The organism is Pseudomonadota bacterium, assembly GCA_034660915.1.
Lineage (GTDB): Bacteria > Desulfobacterota > Anaeroferrophillalia > Anaeroferrophillales > Anaeroferrophillaceae > DQWO01.
Window position 1 is genome coordinate 1 of record JAYEKE010000030.1, and the last position, 13464, is coordinate 13464.

Here is a 13464-nt window from a genome sequence, read left to right on the forward strand (position 1 = left end):
AGCAAGGGTTTGGCATTGCTGATATTGCGGAAAAGAGAGGGCTGGTGGAAAATACGATCCAGGGTCATTTATCCCACTATATTGAAACCGGTGATTTGGATATTGACCAGCTGCTCTCGCCGGAAAAGCGATCCCGGATGGAGGAACTTCTTGCACACGCGTCGTATTCATCACTTAAAACGCTTAAAACAGACCTTGGGGACGACTTTTCCTATGGTGATATCAAACTGATGATGTCCCATTTGAAATATATGGATTCGGCAGGGAAGAATTAAGCAAGGTATGAGGGCGTTATTTTTTGGAGGCGTAGATTGATCAGTGCCCGGGTTTGGGATATTGAAGTCCCATCGCCTCAAAACTGATTTCCGGTTACTTATTTATAGATTTATTGACATATCCTGTTTTTGTTGTTACGGTTGCCGGCATATTATAACTATATTACAAGGAGGAACAGATGAAGAAGGAAGCTGTGAAGTTTTTTACTGTCGTCGTAATGTTTTTCTGTCTTGTCATCTCTGCCCAGGCCGGTGATTTCAAAAATGTTGTCGTCTTCGGCGACAGCCTGTGTGACAGCGGTAACGTGTTTGCCCTTAAAGGAGGAACCTATCCCCCGGCGCCCTACGAGGGCCGTTTCTCCGATGGGCCGGTGTGGGTCGAGTATCTGGTGAAGACCCTTGGTATCCCGGGGGCTTTCTGCAATTATGCCCACGGCGGGGCCATGACCGGCGAGACAAATACCTATGATGATCCTACGGGTTTCACCAACCAGGTTTTGGCCTATACCACGTTTCTGGATGCTGCCGCCGGCTTTCCCACCGCCTTTCCCCAGCCGAAGGAGACGCTGTTCATTATCTGGATCGGGGCCAATGATTTTCTGTCGCTGAGCACCGATGTTGCTACTGCCATCGGCAACGCTGTGACCAATGTCTATAACGGTATGACCCAGCTTGCCTCGGCGGGCGCTGTAACGTTTATGGTCGTCAACCTGCCTGATCTTGGCAGTACACCGAAAATGAATGGAGATCCCGCGCTTGCAACCCAGGGTGTTATGCTTGCCGGTAATTTCAACAGCGCGCTCGAAACAATGCTTCAAGGGTTTGAAGCTGCCATTCCGGCGGTTGAAATAATCCGGCTTGATACCTTTGCCCTGCTGACCCAAATTATCAATAATCCCGCGGCCTATGGTTTTACCAACGTGACTGATAAAAAGTTTGATGAAGATGCCGAAACCGTTGCCGAGGGGAATTATCTTTTCTGGGATGAAATCCATCCGACGACCATGACCCACAAGCTTGTTGCCGGCTTCGCGGCAAGCCTGCTGTCGTGCAGCAGTTGTGCGGGCGTGCCCAGTTTCGGAACAACAGATCTGGCACTGACGGTGCCCTACGCCGAACTGGGAACTGCCGCCGTTGGCTTTAAGCTTGATTATTGTGGCGTAGATCCAACTGTCGATCCGGACGGGTACTACTGGAAGCTCGATCCTTTGAGCATCACGGTGGATTAACTGAGATTACGGAATCAATGGGGTCATACTCGATTGATTTTGCTTTTACAAAAAAACCGGCTGTCGATGGAAATATCGACAGCCGGTTTTGCTATTTGGTAGGCGGTACTGGATTTGAACCAGTGACTTCCACCGTGTGAAGGTGGCACTCTCCCACTGAGTTAACCGCCCTAATGGCAGAGGTTTTATATCATGGTGATAAACAGGGATGCAAGATAAAATCATATTTTTTTATTGATTATTCATACACCTTTTCCTGCTCATCAAGGCCGCCGGCATCCTGTTCCAGGTTTCTGGTTTGCTGCTGTCGAGCGCCCAGCTCACGGTAGTATTCATGCTGAATCAGCAGGTTCATGATTTCATTGGTGCCGGTCCAGATCATCATCAGGCGGATATCGCGCAGCAGGCGCTCCACCGGGTAGACATCAGTGTAGCCGATGCCGCCCATCACCTGCATGGCGTTGTTGACCACATCCCAGGCGGCTTCGGTGGCCACTTTCTTGGCTTCGGAAACCAGGCGCCTGGCATCCCGGCCGCTGTCAATCAGGCGGGCGGCTGCATAAGATAGAGAGGTCGCCGCGTCGAGGGCGGCGATGCTGTCGGCGATTTTAAAATTTACTCCCTGAAACTTCATGATGGTACGGCCAAAAGCCTGCCGCCTGGTGGTATAGATAGTTGCTACTTCAAGTGCTCCCCGGGCGGCTCCCAGGGCCCCGCCGGCACTGGTCATTCTTTCGGGGATCATCATCTGGTTGAAGATTTCGCCACCGGCATTTTCCTCGCCCAACAGGCAGCTTGGGGGAATCCTGAGCTGGTCAAAAATAATTCTTCCCGTACCCCCACCCCGTGTCCCCATGAGGCCATAGACCTTTTTTACTTCTACCCCCATATCCCTTTCAACGATGAAAAGGCTGATGGACTTTTGCGGTGGATTTTCCGGGGCGGTTTTGGCGTAGACCAGGAAAACATCGGCACCTTCAGCCCCGACGACGAAACGTTTCTGCCCGTTGAGGATGTATTCCCCTCCTACTTTTCGCGCCGTAGTGGCGGCCCCGAAAAAATCGGAACCGCCCCGGGGTTCAGTCAGGGCCTCGGCACAGAATATCTCGGCGTTCAGGATCGGTTTTAAATATTTTTCTTTCTGTTCTTTGGTTCCATAGATACTCAGTGCTTCACCGACAATAGAGGGCATGGCATAATGACAGCCCAGGGTGGAGCCTAAGATGCCGACTTCTTCCATGGCTGTCATTTCCGCCACCCAGTTCAGCCCCCGGCCCTGGTAATCAGGGGGGAAACGCAGCCCCAGGAGATTTTTCCGGGCGGCTGAAGTGATAAATTCCCGGGCAAATTCAATTTCGCCGCTATCCATGGCCCTTACCAGTTCAGAGGGCACGTTTTTGACAAATTCACGGACTTCTTGTTTGAGTTTTTTTTCTTCTTCGGTCAGGAGAAAATCAAACATGATAATTACCTGCTCATCAGGACCTTGGCGATGGTCATAATTTCAGCTTCCTTGGTTCCTTCATATAACTCGAGAATCTTGGCGTCACGGTACCATCTCTGGACGTCGTATTCGGCAATATAGCCATAACCTCCATGGATTTCCAGGGCGGCATTGGCGCAGAAAACCGCCGTCTGGCCGCAGAAATATTTGGCCATGGCCGCCAGAGTATAGTCCGGGGTATCCTGGTCATAGAGCCAGGCAGCTTTATATACCATGTTGCGCAGCGCTTCTATGCGGATAGCCATTTCGGCCAGTTTTGCCTGGGTCAACTGAAAATTGCCGATGGAGGTCCCAAAAGCTTTTCTTTCCTTGGCATAACGGATTGAGGCATCCAGACATCCCTGGGAAATGCCTACTCCCTGGGCGGCCACCATGATCCGGGTCATGTCAAAGAAATGCATAACCTGGTGAAATCCCCTGCCTTCCTGGCCGATGAGATTTTCCTGGGGAACCAGGACATCTGCAAAGGCTATTTCGCCGGTATCACTGGCGCGGATTCCCAATTTACCTTTGATTTTAGTCTTGGTAATGCCGGCTGCATCAGCTGGAACGATAATCATGCTGAAGCGGTCATGGAGCCTGGCGGCATCAGGGTTGGTGATTGCCAGTACGATCATGAAGTCACAAATGGTAGCATTAGTGATAAACATTTTACTGCCATTAATGATGTAGTTGCTGCCGTTTCTGACCGCCCGGGTTCCAATGCCGGAAACGTCAGTACCGGCATTGGGTTCGGTGAAAGCACCGGCACTGACCATTTCACCGCGGCAAACCGGAGGCAGATACTTCTGCTTTTGTTCTTCAGTGCCGAATTGATAAATGGCTTCACAGCCGAAAGAGGCGACGACAATATTAATGCCGATACCCATGTCGACCCGGGAAAGTTCTTCGGTGATAATGCTGTTTCCCAGCGCACCGAAACCGGCACCGCCGTATTTTTCCGGCAGCCAGGAGGCGATCAGACCAAGGTCAGCCGCTTTTTTGTGAATTTCCGGAGTGTATTCTTCTTTTTGATCATATTCTTCGGAAAATGGGGCAATTTCATTTTTGGCAAATTTATAGGTCATTTCTTTCAGCATTTTCATTTCTTCAGATAACAGGTAATTCATCAGTATTTCCTCCATGCGTTACATGTTTTGCAGAATCTGTAGATTGATTGTTTCTCAGTTGTTGCCATTTAGCATTTAGCGATGTTGCTTGAAAAGAAATTTGCAAACAAGTTATATCATTTTCATGAATGAGCGCTCATTTATTTTTTGATGTTAAACATAAAGATGGTTTGGAGTCAAGATAAAATACTTTTTTATTGCAAAATTTTTTGAAGGATATGCTGTTGGATTAAACTCGGTAAGATTATTCCTGGATCGGAAATGTTGTGGTGGAAGGATCAAACTGTCTGGCTGTCACTTTAACGGTCCACATTTCGGGCTTTCACTTTCTTGCAGGTGAATCATTTCTGCAGGGGATGGTGGCAAGGAGAAGTGCTGTACCTGTTTGCTTTTTTTGATAATGCAATCAACGAAAGTCAGCATCTCCGGCATTAAATTTTTGTTTTTGTTTAAGACAATGGCAATGTCCAGGTGAAATTTATGTTTTCCCAGATTTACTCTTTTAACCAGTCCTTCTGATAACTCTTTGCGAATTTTGGTGCGGGTCAGAAAACCTATTCCCTTTCCTTCCAGTATTAATTCCTTGACCAGATCAGGACTTTCACACTCGATACTTATTGGCAGAGTAACCCCTCTTTTTTTGAATTCTCTGAGTATATATTTTCGGGTTGCGGACTGTTCATCCCGCATGATGAACTTTTCTGATTGCAGGTCTTTAAGTGAAGTATATGTTTGTTTTTGCAGGTGATAGTCAGGGGCTGAGAGTAAAATAACTTCTTCCTGTCCGAGAGGGTAAACGAGGAAGTTTTTTAAGGAAAGCTTTTTCCAGAGGGCCATGATAATAACATCAAGCTTGTGTTGCTTGAGGCTTTCGAGTAGGGAAATTGAACTTCCCGAAGTTACCTTGATGTGGCACTGGGGGAACAGGCCGGCATAGTTTTCGAAGATGTACGGCAAAATAAACTTGCCATAGGTAGGGGTTGTGCCGATGGTAATGTGGGTTTGTTCATCAGCCGCCATTTTTTTTAATTCAGCTTCTGCTTTATCCAGCAGTTTGAAAACTCTGTCAAGGTATTCGTAGAGTTTCCTGCCTTCAGGGGTGGGCTGAATTTTTTTGCAATTTTTTTCCCTGATTAATTTTATCCCGCAGCAGTTTTCCAGCTTTTTGATTTGCATCGATATGGCCGGCTGAGAAATAAAAAGTTTTTTTGCCGCGGTGGAGATATTATTATTTTTAACTGACTCATAAAAATAATAAAGTTGTTTAAGATTGTCTTTTAAAATTGACATAATTCCATGTAAATCAAATAGTTATATAGATTTTTTGGAGGTATATCTATAAGAAAAACTTATAGATTCAGTTAAAATAAATGACTTGTTTATAATGCTATTTTATGCAATTAATAAAAAAATGAAACCTCTACAACAGGTTGCAGTATAATCTATTTATATACTTATATCGGAGATAACAGTCAAATATAATCTTTGGGGGTTAGGGTCATGAATATACTTTTAGCACAGCATTGGGATGTCAAAAATGAAAAAGAGGATGATTATCTGTCTTTCATCGCCGAAAAATATAATCCGACCGTAACTTCCCTGGGATTGCGGATTGTGGGTGGATATTATGTTGAGGTTGGAGACGGTCCTTCTACTGTCGCTGTACTAAGTTCCGATAATATCAGCCAGGTCAATGAAATAGTGGTTTCGGAAGAATACCGTAAAATTACCAATGAGCTCAATTTTTTTGTCAGCAATCGTAGAGCGGCTCTGGGAATTTCAACCGGAAGGGTGGGCCTGGAAGTTTATGCCATTCAGGAAGGTGTCTGGAAATGGAATCATTATTATAATGTCAGGCCCAATAAAAAGGATGATTATAAACTTTTTCTGCAGAAAATCTCGAAGGATCTTGAGCAGTTGGATTTTGTTGAGCTGACCCAGGAATGGCATATGCTTTACGGGGGCACGGCTGATTACCTGCTGGAGATGACTTTTAAGGATCCGATAGATGTTTCACGCCTGTTGAATAATCAGCAATTCAGGGAGCTGGAAAAACTGGTTAAAAAAGAGCTGATCATTAATTATTCAAGCCGAATTTTAAGGTCCACGGAGAGATTTGAAAAACCCCGTTGGATTACCCTGTAAGCTGCGAGGTTTTACCTGAGAGGTCAGGTTTTTAGGGAAATGTCAGTAAATCATTAGCTGGTGAGGGGGTAAGTGATTATGGCTAAACAGTTTTTGGATCCGCATGATGTTCCGGTTATTGAAGGTACCGAAGGATGGGAAAGAATGTATCCTTATTATTATCAGTTTTCTACTGATGATAAAGAACGAAACGAGTACGAGAGCGGGCAGCTCTGGTATTACGATGGTCTTCATTATCCCGAACCGCATACCCCTTTTGATCTGATCTGGGATGAAGCCTGGTATCTGGCTCTTTCCCAGTATAACTCGAGAATTTTTATGGTACCGCCGGCCAAAGGCATAGATCATCGCATTGTCAATGGCCATGTTTATATTACCCCTATCGGCATCGCTGATCCCAAAGAAATTGAAGCTCGTATCCCTCTTTTTATGAAACGGGCGGGCTACTACTACCAGAACTGGGATAAAATTTATGATGACTGGGTTGAGAAAACCAAGGAACTGATTGCTGAATTGGAGGCAGTTGAATTTAAAAACCTGCCTGAAATGGAAGATGAGAGTGTGGTTTTCGAACATCGGGGGATGGGAAGCGGTTACGATCTTTGCGTTCAGTATGACCACCTGATTAATATGGGATTCAAGGTCTGGCAGTATCATTTTGAAATGCTCAATCTTGGCTATGCCGCCTATGTAACCTTTATCAATACCGCGAACCAGTTTTTTCCTGATATCCCGATGGCGACCCTGACCAAAATGGTTTCCGGCATCGATGTGGTCATGTATCGACCCGATATCGAGTTAATCAAACTGGCGAAGATGGCCTTGGAGTTGAAACTTGAAGGGAAACTGGATGCCCAAACCAGTTTTGCCGCCCTGCAACAGGAGCTGGGAAGTTCCGATGCGGGTAAGAAGTGGCTGGCGGCTTTCGAGGCAGCCCGCTATCCCTGGTTCTGGATCTCGACAGGGACCGGCTGGTTCCATCATGATAAATCCTGGAATGATGATCTGGATGTTCCTCTGGCCAACATCAAAATGCATATTGAATCCCTGCAGGCGGGCAAAGATCCCAGTCGACCGACCGAAAAGCTGATTGCCGAACGTGATCGTATTGTTGATGAATATCTGGATTTGTTTCAAAATGACGATGATAAAAAAGCTTTTGCCGAAGCTTTAGGTATTGCCCGTAAAGTTTTCCCTTATGTTGAAAATCATCTCTTCTATGTTGAACACTGGTTCCATTCAGTTTTCTGGAACAAGATGAGGGATTTGTCCCGGGTCCTGGTTGATGGTGGCATGATCAAAGATGTTGAGGATATCTGGTATCTGAATCGCGCTGATATCAAAGTGCTAATTGATGATATGGTCCGGGCCTGGGCCACCGGGATAGTACCGGCCGGTCGTAATAAATGGCCGCAGGAGATCGAATGGCGTAAAGGGGTAATGGCTAAATTCCGTGAATGGACACCGCCGCCGGCCCTGGGGGTGCCGCCCGAAGTGGTTACCGAACCCTTCTCCATTGTCCTCTGGGGGGTGACTACCAGTGTCCTGAAAAAATGGCTCACCAGTCTCGATACCGCCGATGGAGAGATCAGCGAGCTGCATGGATCGCCAGGTTCCAGCGGTGTGGTTCAGGGAAAGGCCCGGGTTATCAGAAAGGTCGAAGATCTGGCCCTGCTGCAAGCCGGTGAAATCCTGGTTGCACCCACGACTTCACCAAGCTGGGCTCCGGCTTTTACCAAAATTGCCGGGGCGGTTACCGATGTTGGTGGCCCCATGTGCCATGCCGCTATTGTCTGCCGCGAGTATGGATTGCCGACGGTCGTTGGTACCGGCAATGGTACTTCGGTCATCAAGACCGGCGACATGATCAAACTTGATGGTGATAGCGGGGTGGTGGAACTTCTTAAATAGGATAACTGGTTGAAACTGAAACGAGAGGGGTTGAAAATCCTGCGCCCCTCTCGTTACAGAAAAATCTTGACTACATTATCGGAAGTGAAAATGGAAAATCTAGAGGAAAGATTAACGCTTTGGTACAACGAACTGAAAGGGGATAATTTCCCTTTGGTCGGCAAGAAAAACGCGAATCTCGGTGAAATGTTAAAGGCCGGCATCCCCATCAGCCCCGGGTTTGCCATTACTATCCATGCCAATGACGTTTTCATGCGGGAGTCCGGGGTCAAGTCTGAACTGGAAAAATTAATTGCCAATGAGTGTCGGGAATCGACCCCTGATAACATTGCTTATTTAAGTAAGTTTGCCATGGCGGCCATAGAAAAAGCTTCCATGCCGCCGGCCCTGGAAAAACATATTCTGGAGGAGTATCACCGCCTATGTGAGCATTGTGGGGTTGAGGCTTTGCCGGTTGCGGTACGTTCGAGCGGGGCTGTGAGTATGCCGGGACAGATGGAGACCTATCTCAATATCAGGGGTGATCGGGATTTATCCGATTATATTCGCAAGTGCTGGGCAAGTTCGTATTGTGTCGAGGCGCTTACCTATCGGATAAATCGTGAGCTTGGAGTCCTTTTCAATATCGGCGTCGGCATTCCGAAAATGGTTAACTCCAGAATCGCCGGGGTTATTTTTACGATTAATCCGCTGAATGGCGATCCTTCAAAGATTTCTATCGATGCCAGCTACGGTCTGGGTGAAGCGGTGGTCAGCGGACTGGTGACTCCGGATACCTATTTGATTGATAAGATCACTTTGGATCCGGTCAAAATTGTCAGGGGAAGCAAAGAGATTGAGTGTGTCTATCGTGAAGGTGGCAGTGACATCGTCGAACGGGAGGTGGATGAAGAACGTCGCCAGATCAATGCTTTAAGTCAGAAAGAGCTGCGACATTTGTGCATTGTATCTAAAAAAATAGAAAAGTATTATGGTAAAGCCTATGATATAGAATTTGGGATTGATGCCGATTTGCTGTTCCCTGAAAATGTTATCATTCTCCAGGTTCGGCCGGAATCAATCTGGAACAAAAAAAAGGCCGAGAAAAAAACCGCGGAACCGACCGATGCCATGAATATGATTTTGAAACAATTGATGACTGGAGTTAAGTTCAATTGAACTTAAACCAGTCTCCAGTCTCAAAAGAATTAACCATTGCCAGGAGACAATTCAATTTTAAGAAGAATGGACGGGCATTAAACCAACAACACATACATTGAGGTGCAAAAAATGGATTTAAGAGAGTTTATTTCCAAGTGTGAAGCAGCCAACAAATTAAAGCGTATTAGCAAGGAAGTTGACTGGAACCTGGAATTGTCCCATATTTCCAAGATCAACGAGGAAAAAGATGGTGGAGCCCTGCTTTTCGAAAATGTCAAAGGCTATAAAAACTCGGTCCTGACCGGCGCCTATTCAACCAAGGAGAATTTTGCCATTGCCCTGGGGATGCCCATTGGCACTTCCATGTGTGAGATGTCAAGAAAGTGGATGCAGCTGGCCATCAAAAAACTCATTCCGCCGCGAGTGGTTAAAGATGGTCCGATTTTAGAAAATATTATCGAGCGCGATCAGGTCAACCTCTTTGATTTTCCGGTGCCGCAGATGTATCCACAGGACGGCGGGCGCTTTATTGGTACTGCATACTCACTGGTTACCAGAGATCCCGAAACCGGTTGGGTTAACCTGGGCACCTACCGTATGCAGATTCTTGATGAAAAAAGTGCCGGAATTCAGATCATCAAGGGTAAGCATGCCGATTTCATGATGAAAAAATATCTGGAAATGGGGAAAAAGATGCCGGCTCTGGCCGTAATCGGTGGCGATCCCTTAGGTTTTCTCACCGGTTCAACCCTGGTTTCAGCAGAGACCAGTGAATACGAAGTAATGGGGGCTCTGCGTGGTGAACCGATTGATGTTATTGAGAGTGAAAGTAATGGCCTGCCCTTCCTCGCTAATGCAGAAATTGTCCTCGAGGGTGAGGTTGACCCTAATTCTGATAACTGGCGCCAAGAAGGTCCCTTTGGAGAATATACTGGTTACTATTCAGGGAAAAAGAGTGATGAATGGCCTAAACCCTGGCTTGATGTTCAGCGTATATACCATCGTAACGATTACATCTTATGGTCCACCACGGTCGGGAAACCGATTACAGATACCCATATGATTCAGTCTTTGAACCGGACTGCAACCTTATGGACAGATCTTGAAACGGCGAGGGTTCCTGGAATCCAGTCGGTCTATATCCCGGCCTCATCCACCGGTCGTTTCTGGGCCATAGTTTCGGTCAAACAGATGTATCCAGGACATCCAAACCATATAGCCGATGCCGTTTACGGCTCAACCACCGGCCATTATGGCATGAAGGGAGTCATTGTTGTTGATGATGATATCCCTGCTGATGACTGGAACAAAGTTATGTGGGCCATGTCTGTACGTTACGATCCCAAACGGGATACGGAGATTATCAAACGGGGGCGTTCCACTCCGCTTGACCCCGCCCTGCACCATAGTGAACGTGAAATCGTTTCGCGGATTATCATCGATGCCTGTACTCCGTATGAATGGGATCGTAAGCCGATGGAGATTTTTCTTGATAAAGATATGGAGAAAAAAGTTCGGGACAACTGGGACAGTTACGGTATCTAAACAGTAAAGTTAAAGCTGGCGGAGCATTGCCAACAGCTCCGCCACCTTTGACTATTTTCAAATCATATCAACTTTCTGACTTGTATTGCCAGGGACATATTAGCAGGATGTTCGGGCTTGGCTCATAGCGGTATTGGCCGCCGAACGAATCACACGATGTGATTCGCGGCGGACGCCTCGGAAGCGGGCCATGGACGGCCGGCGAGAATGAGCGAGAGCCATGCCGGAACATCCCTGGAAATTTCTTTCCGCTGTTTTTAGAACAACTCAGAAAGTTTAACTATTTTCAAATCATGAAAAAAATAGAGTCAATTTACAGCGACAAAAATAGTGATTACTCATTAATGGCAACCATAATAGGTCTTGACAGCGATGATGTAGTTGTCGTGGTTACGGGAGGCTATGATCATATCGGCGCAATCGGTCTGGCGATTCCCCGGCCCAGCCTTGAAGATCAAAGCCGTACCAGTGCTACCTCATCCATATTAACCATGTTAGGGCATAAAGAAGATGTCGTGGCCAGGTATGTCAGCGAAGAAGTTGCGGCCGCCACTAACCGCAATGTCGTAGTTATAGCTGGGATTCATTATGATAATTTGGTTCAGGAGGATCTTGAAACTTTGCGTGAACAGTGGGTTGTACTGACAAAAAAAATAATCGCCCACATCAACCAATAGCAATTATCTGTTGCTTTATTTGAAATTTTAAAACTAATGAAAAAAAGAAAGATCATAATCGGTATATCAGGGGCATCAGGAACCATTTATGGCGTCAGACTGCTGGAAACGTTGAAAAACTACCAGGAGATTGAAACTCATTTGGTTATTTCTGATATCGCAAAAGAGATAATTCAACATGAAAACGGTCGGGATCCTGATGAAGTTTTAAGACTGGCTGATATCGTCCACCCGATTACTAATCTCGGGGCGGCAATTTCAAGCGGATCTTTTCTGACTGAAGGGATGATTATTGCGCCCTGTTCGATCAAATCCCTGTCCGGAATTGCCAACTCATATAATGACAACCTGTTGGTAAGGGCGGCGGATGTCTGTCTTAAAGAGAGGCGTAAATTGATTATCGTTTTGCGTGAAACCCCTTTGCATTTAGGGCACCTGGAATTGATGACCAGAGTGACCCGATATGGAGCCACTTTGCTGCCGCCGATGCCATCTTTTTATCATAATCCTGAAACTATTGATGATATAATCAACCAGACAGTGGGCAAGGTGCTGGATAATTTCGGCATAGTACATAATCTTTTTAAACGCTGGAAAAGCGAGGAGGCGGGAAATGACGCATGAATCACGATTGAGATTACTGGTAGCAGGGTTGCTGATTTTTTTAACCGTTTTGATCAGTGCATCCGCCTGGGCCGGCGGTGGGCAGAGTTATCCTGAAGGGGCCGAATCCTTCATGGTTGGAGCTGCTCCACCTCCAGGATTCTATTTTAAGAATTATGCCTATTACTACCATGCCAATGATTTGAAAGATGATCATGGCGATGATATGGATGTTTTTGATGATCTGACGGTCTGGGCCGAGGTTATGAGATTTATCTGGATCAGCAAGTATGAGCTCCTGGGTGGTAATTACGGCCAGCATGCCTTCCTGCCCTTCCTTGATGTCAGCCTTGATTTCAATGCACCGGTGGGGCCAAAATCCAAGGATAACTATGATGACAGCGACGTTCCCTATATCATCTACAGTCCCTTTCTCCTGACCCATCATTTTCTTGAAGGCAAACTACACACAGTATTCTCGCTGCCTGATATTTATATCCCCGTTGGTGATGAAGAAGGGAATATGGCTGGTGTCGGCCATAATTTCTGGACTTTTGAGCCGGTTTTTGCCATCACCTACATGCCGACACCGTCTTGGGAATTCTCCCTGAAATTCATGTATGATTTCAATACCGAGCAGGATGATTGTCCGACGCCTTATGGTTTCAATGTTGACCGTACCCCCGGTGACGAGTTCCATTTCGATTACAGTGTCTCATATGGGATTACAAAAAGCCTTCGGGTTGGCATCAATGGTTACTACTATAAGCAGGTAAGTGATGATGATTATGATATCGACAGCAGCTTGCCGGCCCCGGTCCGCGATCTTTTAGAAGATGATGAAGGCAATCATAGTCAAGTGTTTGCTGCAGGTCCGGGTATCTGGTACAATTACAAAAATATGTTTTTTGAGTTGAGAACCCAGTTTGAGTTTGAGGCCGAAAACAAGACTGAAGGTCAGAATGTCTGGTTTAATTTAGTCTATGCCTTCTAGGAGTGCGGGGGCCTGAAAAGGCTCTGGGTAATCACAAACTCGGGATGATGGCTGTCTGCACTTCATGGTGCCGGAATTGATATTTGTGACCGGAAGAGGCAGCTTTCATCCCTTATTTTGCCAAAAAATCGGTGTAGAACTAATAACAACTCAACTTTATTACTTGCATTGCCAGAGAACCATTGCCAGATGTTCGGGCTTGGCTCATAGCGGTATTGGCCGCCGAACGAATCACACGATGTGATTCGCGGCGGACGCCTCGGAAGCCGGCCATGGACGGCCGGCGAGAATGAGCGAGAGCCATGCCGGAACATCCCTGGAAATTTCTTTCA

At 46.5% G+C, this 13464-nt stretch carries 14 protein-coding genes and 1 tRNA gene; 9 read left to right on the forward strand and 6 right to left on the reverse strand.

From position 1 onward, the window contains the following. Both U9P07_01445 and U9P07_01450 read left to right on the forward strand, forming a co-directional pair. A partial coding sequence (locus tag U9P07_01445) for a helix-turn-helix domain-containing protein (protein ID MEA2108070.1) occupies positions 1-275 on the forward strand: 275 nt, incomplete at its 5' end. Positions 276-454: 179 nt separating this feature from the next. Beyond that, positions 455-1504 carry an SGNH/GDSL hydrolase family protein gene (locus U9P07_01450; GenBank protein MEA2108071.1) on the forward strand — a complete coding sequence of 350 codons (1050 nt, stop codon included), beginning with the start codon at positions 455-457 and terminating at the stop codon, positions 1502-1504. A 96-nt stretch (positions 1505-1600) separates the two neighbouring features. Here U9P07_01450 and U9P07_01455 read toward each other — a convergent pair. The 4 genes from U9P07_01455 to U9P07_01470 form a co-directional block, all read right to left on the reverse strand. Then, a tRNA-Val gene (locus U9P07_01455) sits at positions 1601-1675 on the reverse strand. 67 nt (positions 1676-1742) lie between these two features. Continuing rightward, positions 1743-2966: an acyl-CoA dehydrogenase family protein gene (locus tag U9P07_01460; GenBank protein MEA2108072.1), complete on the reverse strand. Its 1224-nt coding sequence runs from the start codon at positions 2964-2966 to the stop codon at positions 1743-1745. Positions 2967-2971: 5 nt separating this feature from the next. Then, positions 2972-4117, reverse strand: a complete 1146-nt coding sequence (locus U9P07_01465) for an acyl-CoA dehydrogenase family protein (protein ID MEA2108073.1) — start codon at positions 4115-4117, stop codon at positions 2972-2974. Positions 4118-4411: 294 nt separating this feature from the next. Continuing rightward, positions 4412-5407, reverse strand: coding sequence for a LysR family transcriptional regulator (locus U9P07_01470; GenBank protein ID MEA2108074.1), 996 nt, complete (start codon positions 5405-5407; stop codon positions 4412-4414). A 210-nt stretch (positions 5408-5617) separates the two neighbouring features. Between U9P07_01470 and U9P07_01475 the strand changes: the two genes are divergently transcribed. The 4 genes from U9P07_01475 to ppcB all read left to right on the forward strand — a co-directional run bounded on the left by U9P07_01475 (position 5618) and on the right by ppcB (position 10858). Then, positions 5618-6262: a hypothetical protein gene (locus tag U9P07_01475; GenBank protein ID MEA2108075.1), complete on the forward strand. Its 645-nt coding sequence runs from the start codon at positions 5618-5620 to the stop codon at positions 6260-6262. Between the two features lie 78 nt (positions 6263-6340). Further along, complete coding sequence (locus tag U9P07_01480; GenBank protein MEA2108076.1) at positions 6341-8173, forward strand: PEP-utilizing enzyme; 1833 nt, start codon at positions 6341-6343, stop codon at positions 8171-8173. Between the two features lie 90 nt (positions 8174-8263). Beyond that, positions 8264-9331, forward strand: a complete 1068-nt coding sequence (locus tag U9P07_01485; protein ID MEA2108077.1) for a PEP/pyruvate-binding domain-containing protein — start codon at positions 8264-8266, stop codon at positions 9329-9331. A 111-nt stretch (positions 9332-9442) separates the two neighbouring features. Then, a complete protein-coding gene (ppcB, locus tag U9P07_01490) occupies positions 9443-10858 on the forward strand; it encodes a phenylphosphate carboxylase subunit beta (protein MEA2108078.1) in 1416 nt (471 codons plus the stop codon). Between the two features lie 99 nt (positions 10859-10957). On the opposite strand, the gene U9P07_01495 is transcribed toward ppcB, so the two are convergent. Next, positions 10958-11080: a hypothetical protein gene (locus U9P07_01495; protein ID MEA2108079.1), complete on the reverse strand. Its 123-nt coding sequence runs from the start codon at positions 11078-11080 to the stop codon at positions 10958-10960. Positions 11081-11202: 122 nt separating this feature from the next. On the opposite strand from U9P07_01495, the gene U9P07_01500 reads away from it, so the two are divergent. Genes U9P07_01500 through U9P07_01510 form a run of 3 tightly spaced genes read left to right on the forward strand, consistent with a single transcriptional unit; the run spans position 11203 to position 13132 of the window. Continuing rightward, positions 11203-11535, forward strand: coding sequence for a hypothetical protein (locus U9P07_01500; GenBank protein MEA2108080.1), 333 nt, complete (start codon positions 11203-11205; stop codon positions 11533-11535). 36 nt (positions 11536-11571) lie between these two features. Then, positions 11572-12159: a UbiX family flavin prenyltransferase gene (locus U9P07_01505; protein MEA2108081.1), complete on the forward strand. Its 588-nt coding sequence runs from the start codon at positions 11572-11574 to the stop codon at positions 12157-12159. Beyond that, on the forward strand, positions 12149-13132 hold the full coding sequence (locus tag U9P07_01510) for a transporter (protein MEA2108082.1): 984 nt from the start codon (positions 12149-12151) through the stop codon (positions 13130-13132). The genes U9P07_01505 and U9P07_01510 overlap by 11 nt, the downstream gene beginning before the upstream one ends. A 139-nt stretch (positions 13133-13271) precedes the next feature. On the opposite strand, the gene U9P07_01515 is transcribed toward U9P07_01510, so the two are convergent. Beyond that, positions 13272-13436, reverse strand: coding sequence for a hypothetical protein (locus U9P07_01515; GenBank protein MEA2108083.1), 165 nt, complete (start codon positions 13434-13436; stop codon positions 13272-13274). Positions 13437-13464 lie beyond the last annotated feature (28 nt).

Bases quoted from the DNA above. Each gene is read 5' to 3' on its own strand.
- U9P07_01505 (MEA2108081.1), top strand. From the start codon at position 11,572: ATGAAAAAAAGAAAGATCATAATCGGTATATCAGGGGCATCAGGAACC.
- U9P07_01515 (MEA2108083.1), bottom strand. From the start codon at position 13,436: ATGGCTCTCGCTCATTCTCGCCGGCCGTCCATGGCCGGCTTCCGAGGC.
- U9P07_01485 (MEA2108077.1), top strand. From the start codon at position 8,264: ATGGAAAATCTAGAGGAAAGATTAACGCTTTGGTACAACGAACTGAAA.
- U9P07_01475 (MEA2108075.1), top strand. From the start codon at position 5,618: ATGAATATACTTTTAGCACAGCATTGGGATGTCAAAAATGAAAAAGAG.
- U9P07_01460 (MEA2108072.1), bottom strand. From the start codon at position 2,966: ATGTTTGATTTTCTCCTGACCGAAGAAGAAAAAAAACTCAAACAAGAA.
- U9P07_01450 (MEA2108071.1), top strand. From the start codon at position 455: ATGAAGAAGGAAGCTGTGAAGTTTTTTACTGTCGTCGTAATGTTTTTC.
- U9P07_01470 (MEA2108074.1), bottom strand. From the start codon at position 5,407: ATGTCAATTTTAAAAGACAATCTTAAACAACTTTATTATTTTTATGAG.
- U9P07_01465 (MEA2108073.1), bottom strand. From the start codon at position 4,117: ATGAATTACCTGTTATCTGAAGAAATGAAAATGCTGAAAGAAATGACC.
- U9P07_01495 (MEA2108079.1), bottom strand. From the start codon at position 11,080: ATGGCTCTCGCTCATTCTCGCCGGCCGTCCATGGCCCGCTTCCGAGGC.
- U9P07_01500 (MEA2108080.1), top strand. From the start codon at position 11,203: ATGGCAACCATAATAGGTCTTGACAGCGATGATGTAGTTGTCGTGGTT.
- ppcB (MEA2108078.1), top strand. From the start codon at position 9,443: ATGGATTTAAGAGAGTTTATTTCCAAGTGTGAAGCAGCCAACAAATTA.
- U9P07_01510 (MEA2108082.1), top strand. From the start codon at position 12,149: ATGACGCATGAATCACGATTGAGATTACTGGTAGCAGGGTTGCTGATT.
- U9P07_01480 (MEA2108076.1), top strand. From the start codon at position 6,341: ATGGCTAAACAGTTTTTGGATCCGCATGATGTTCCGGTTATTGAAGGT.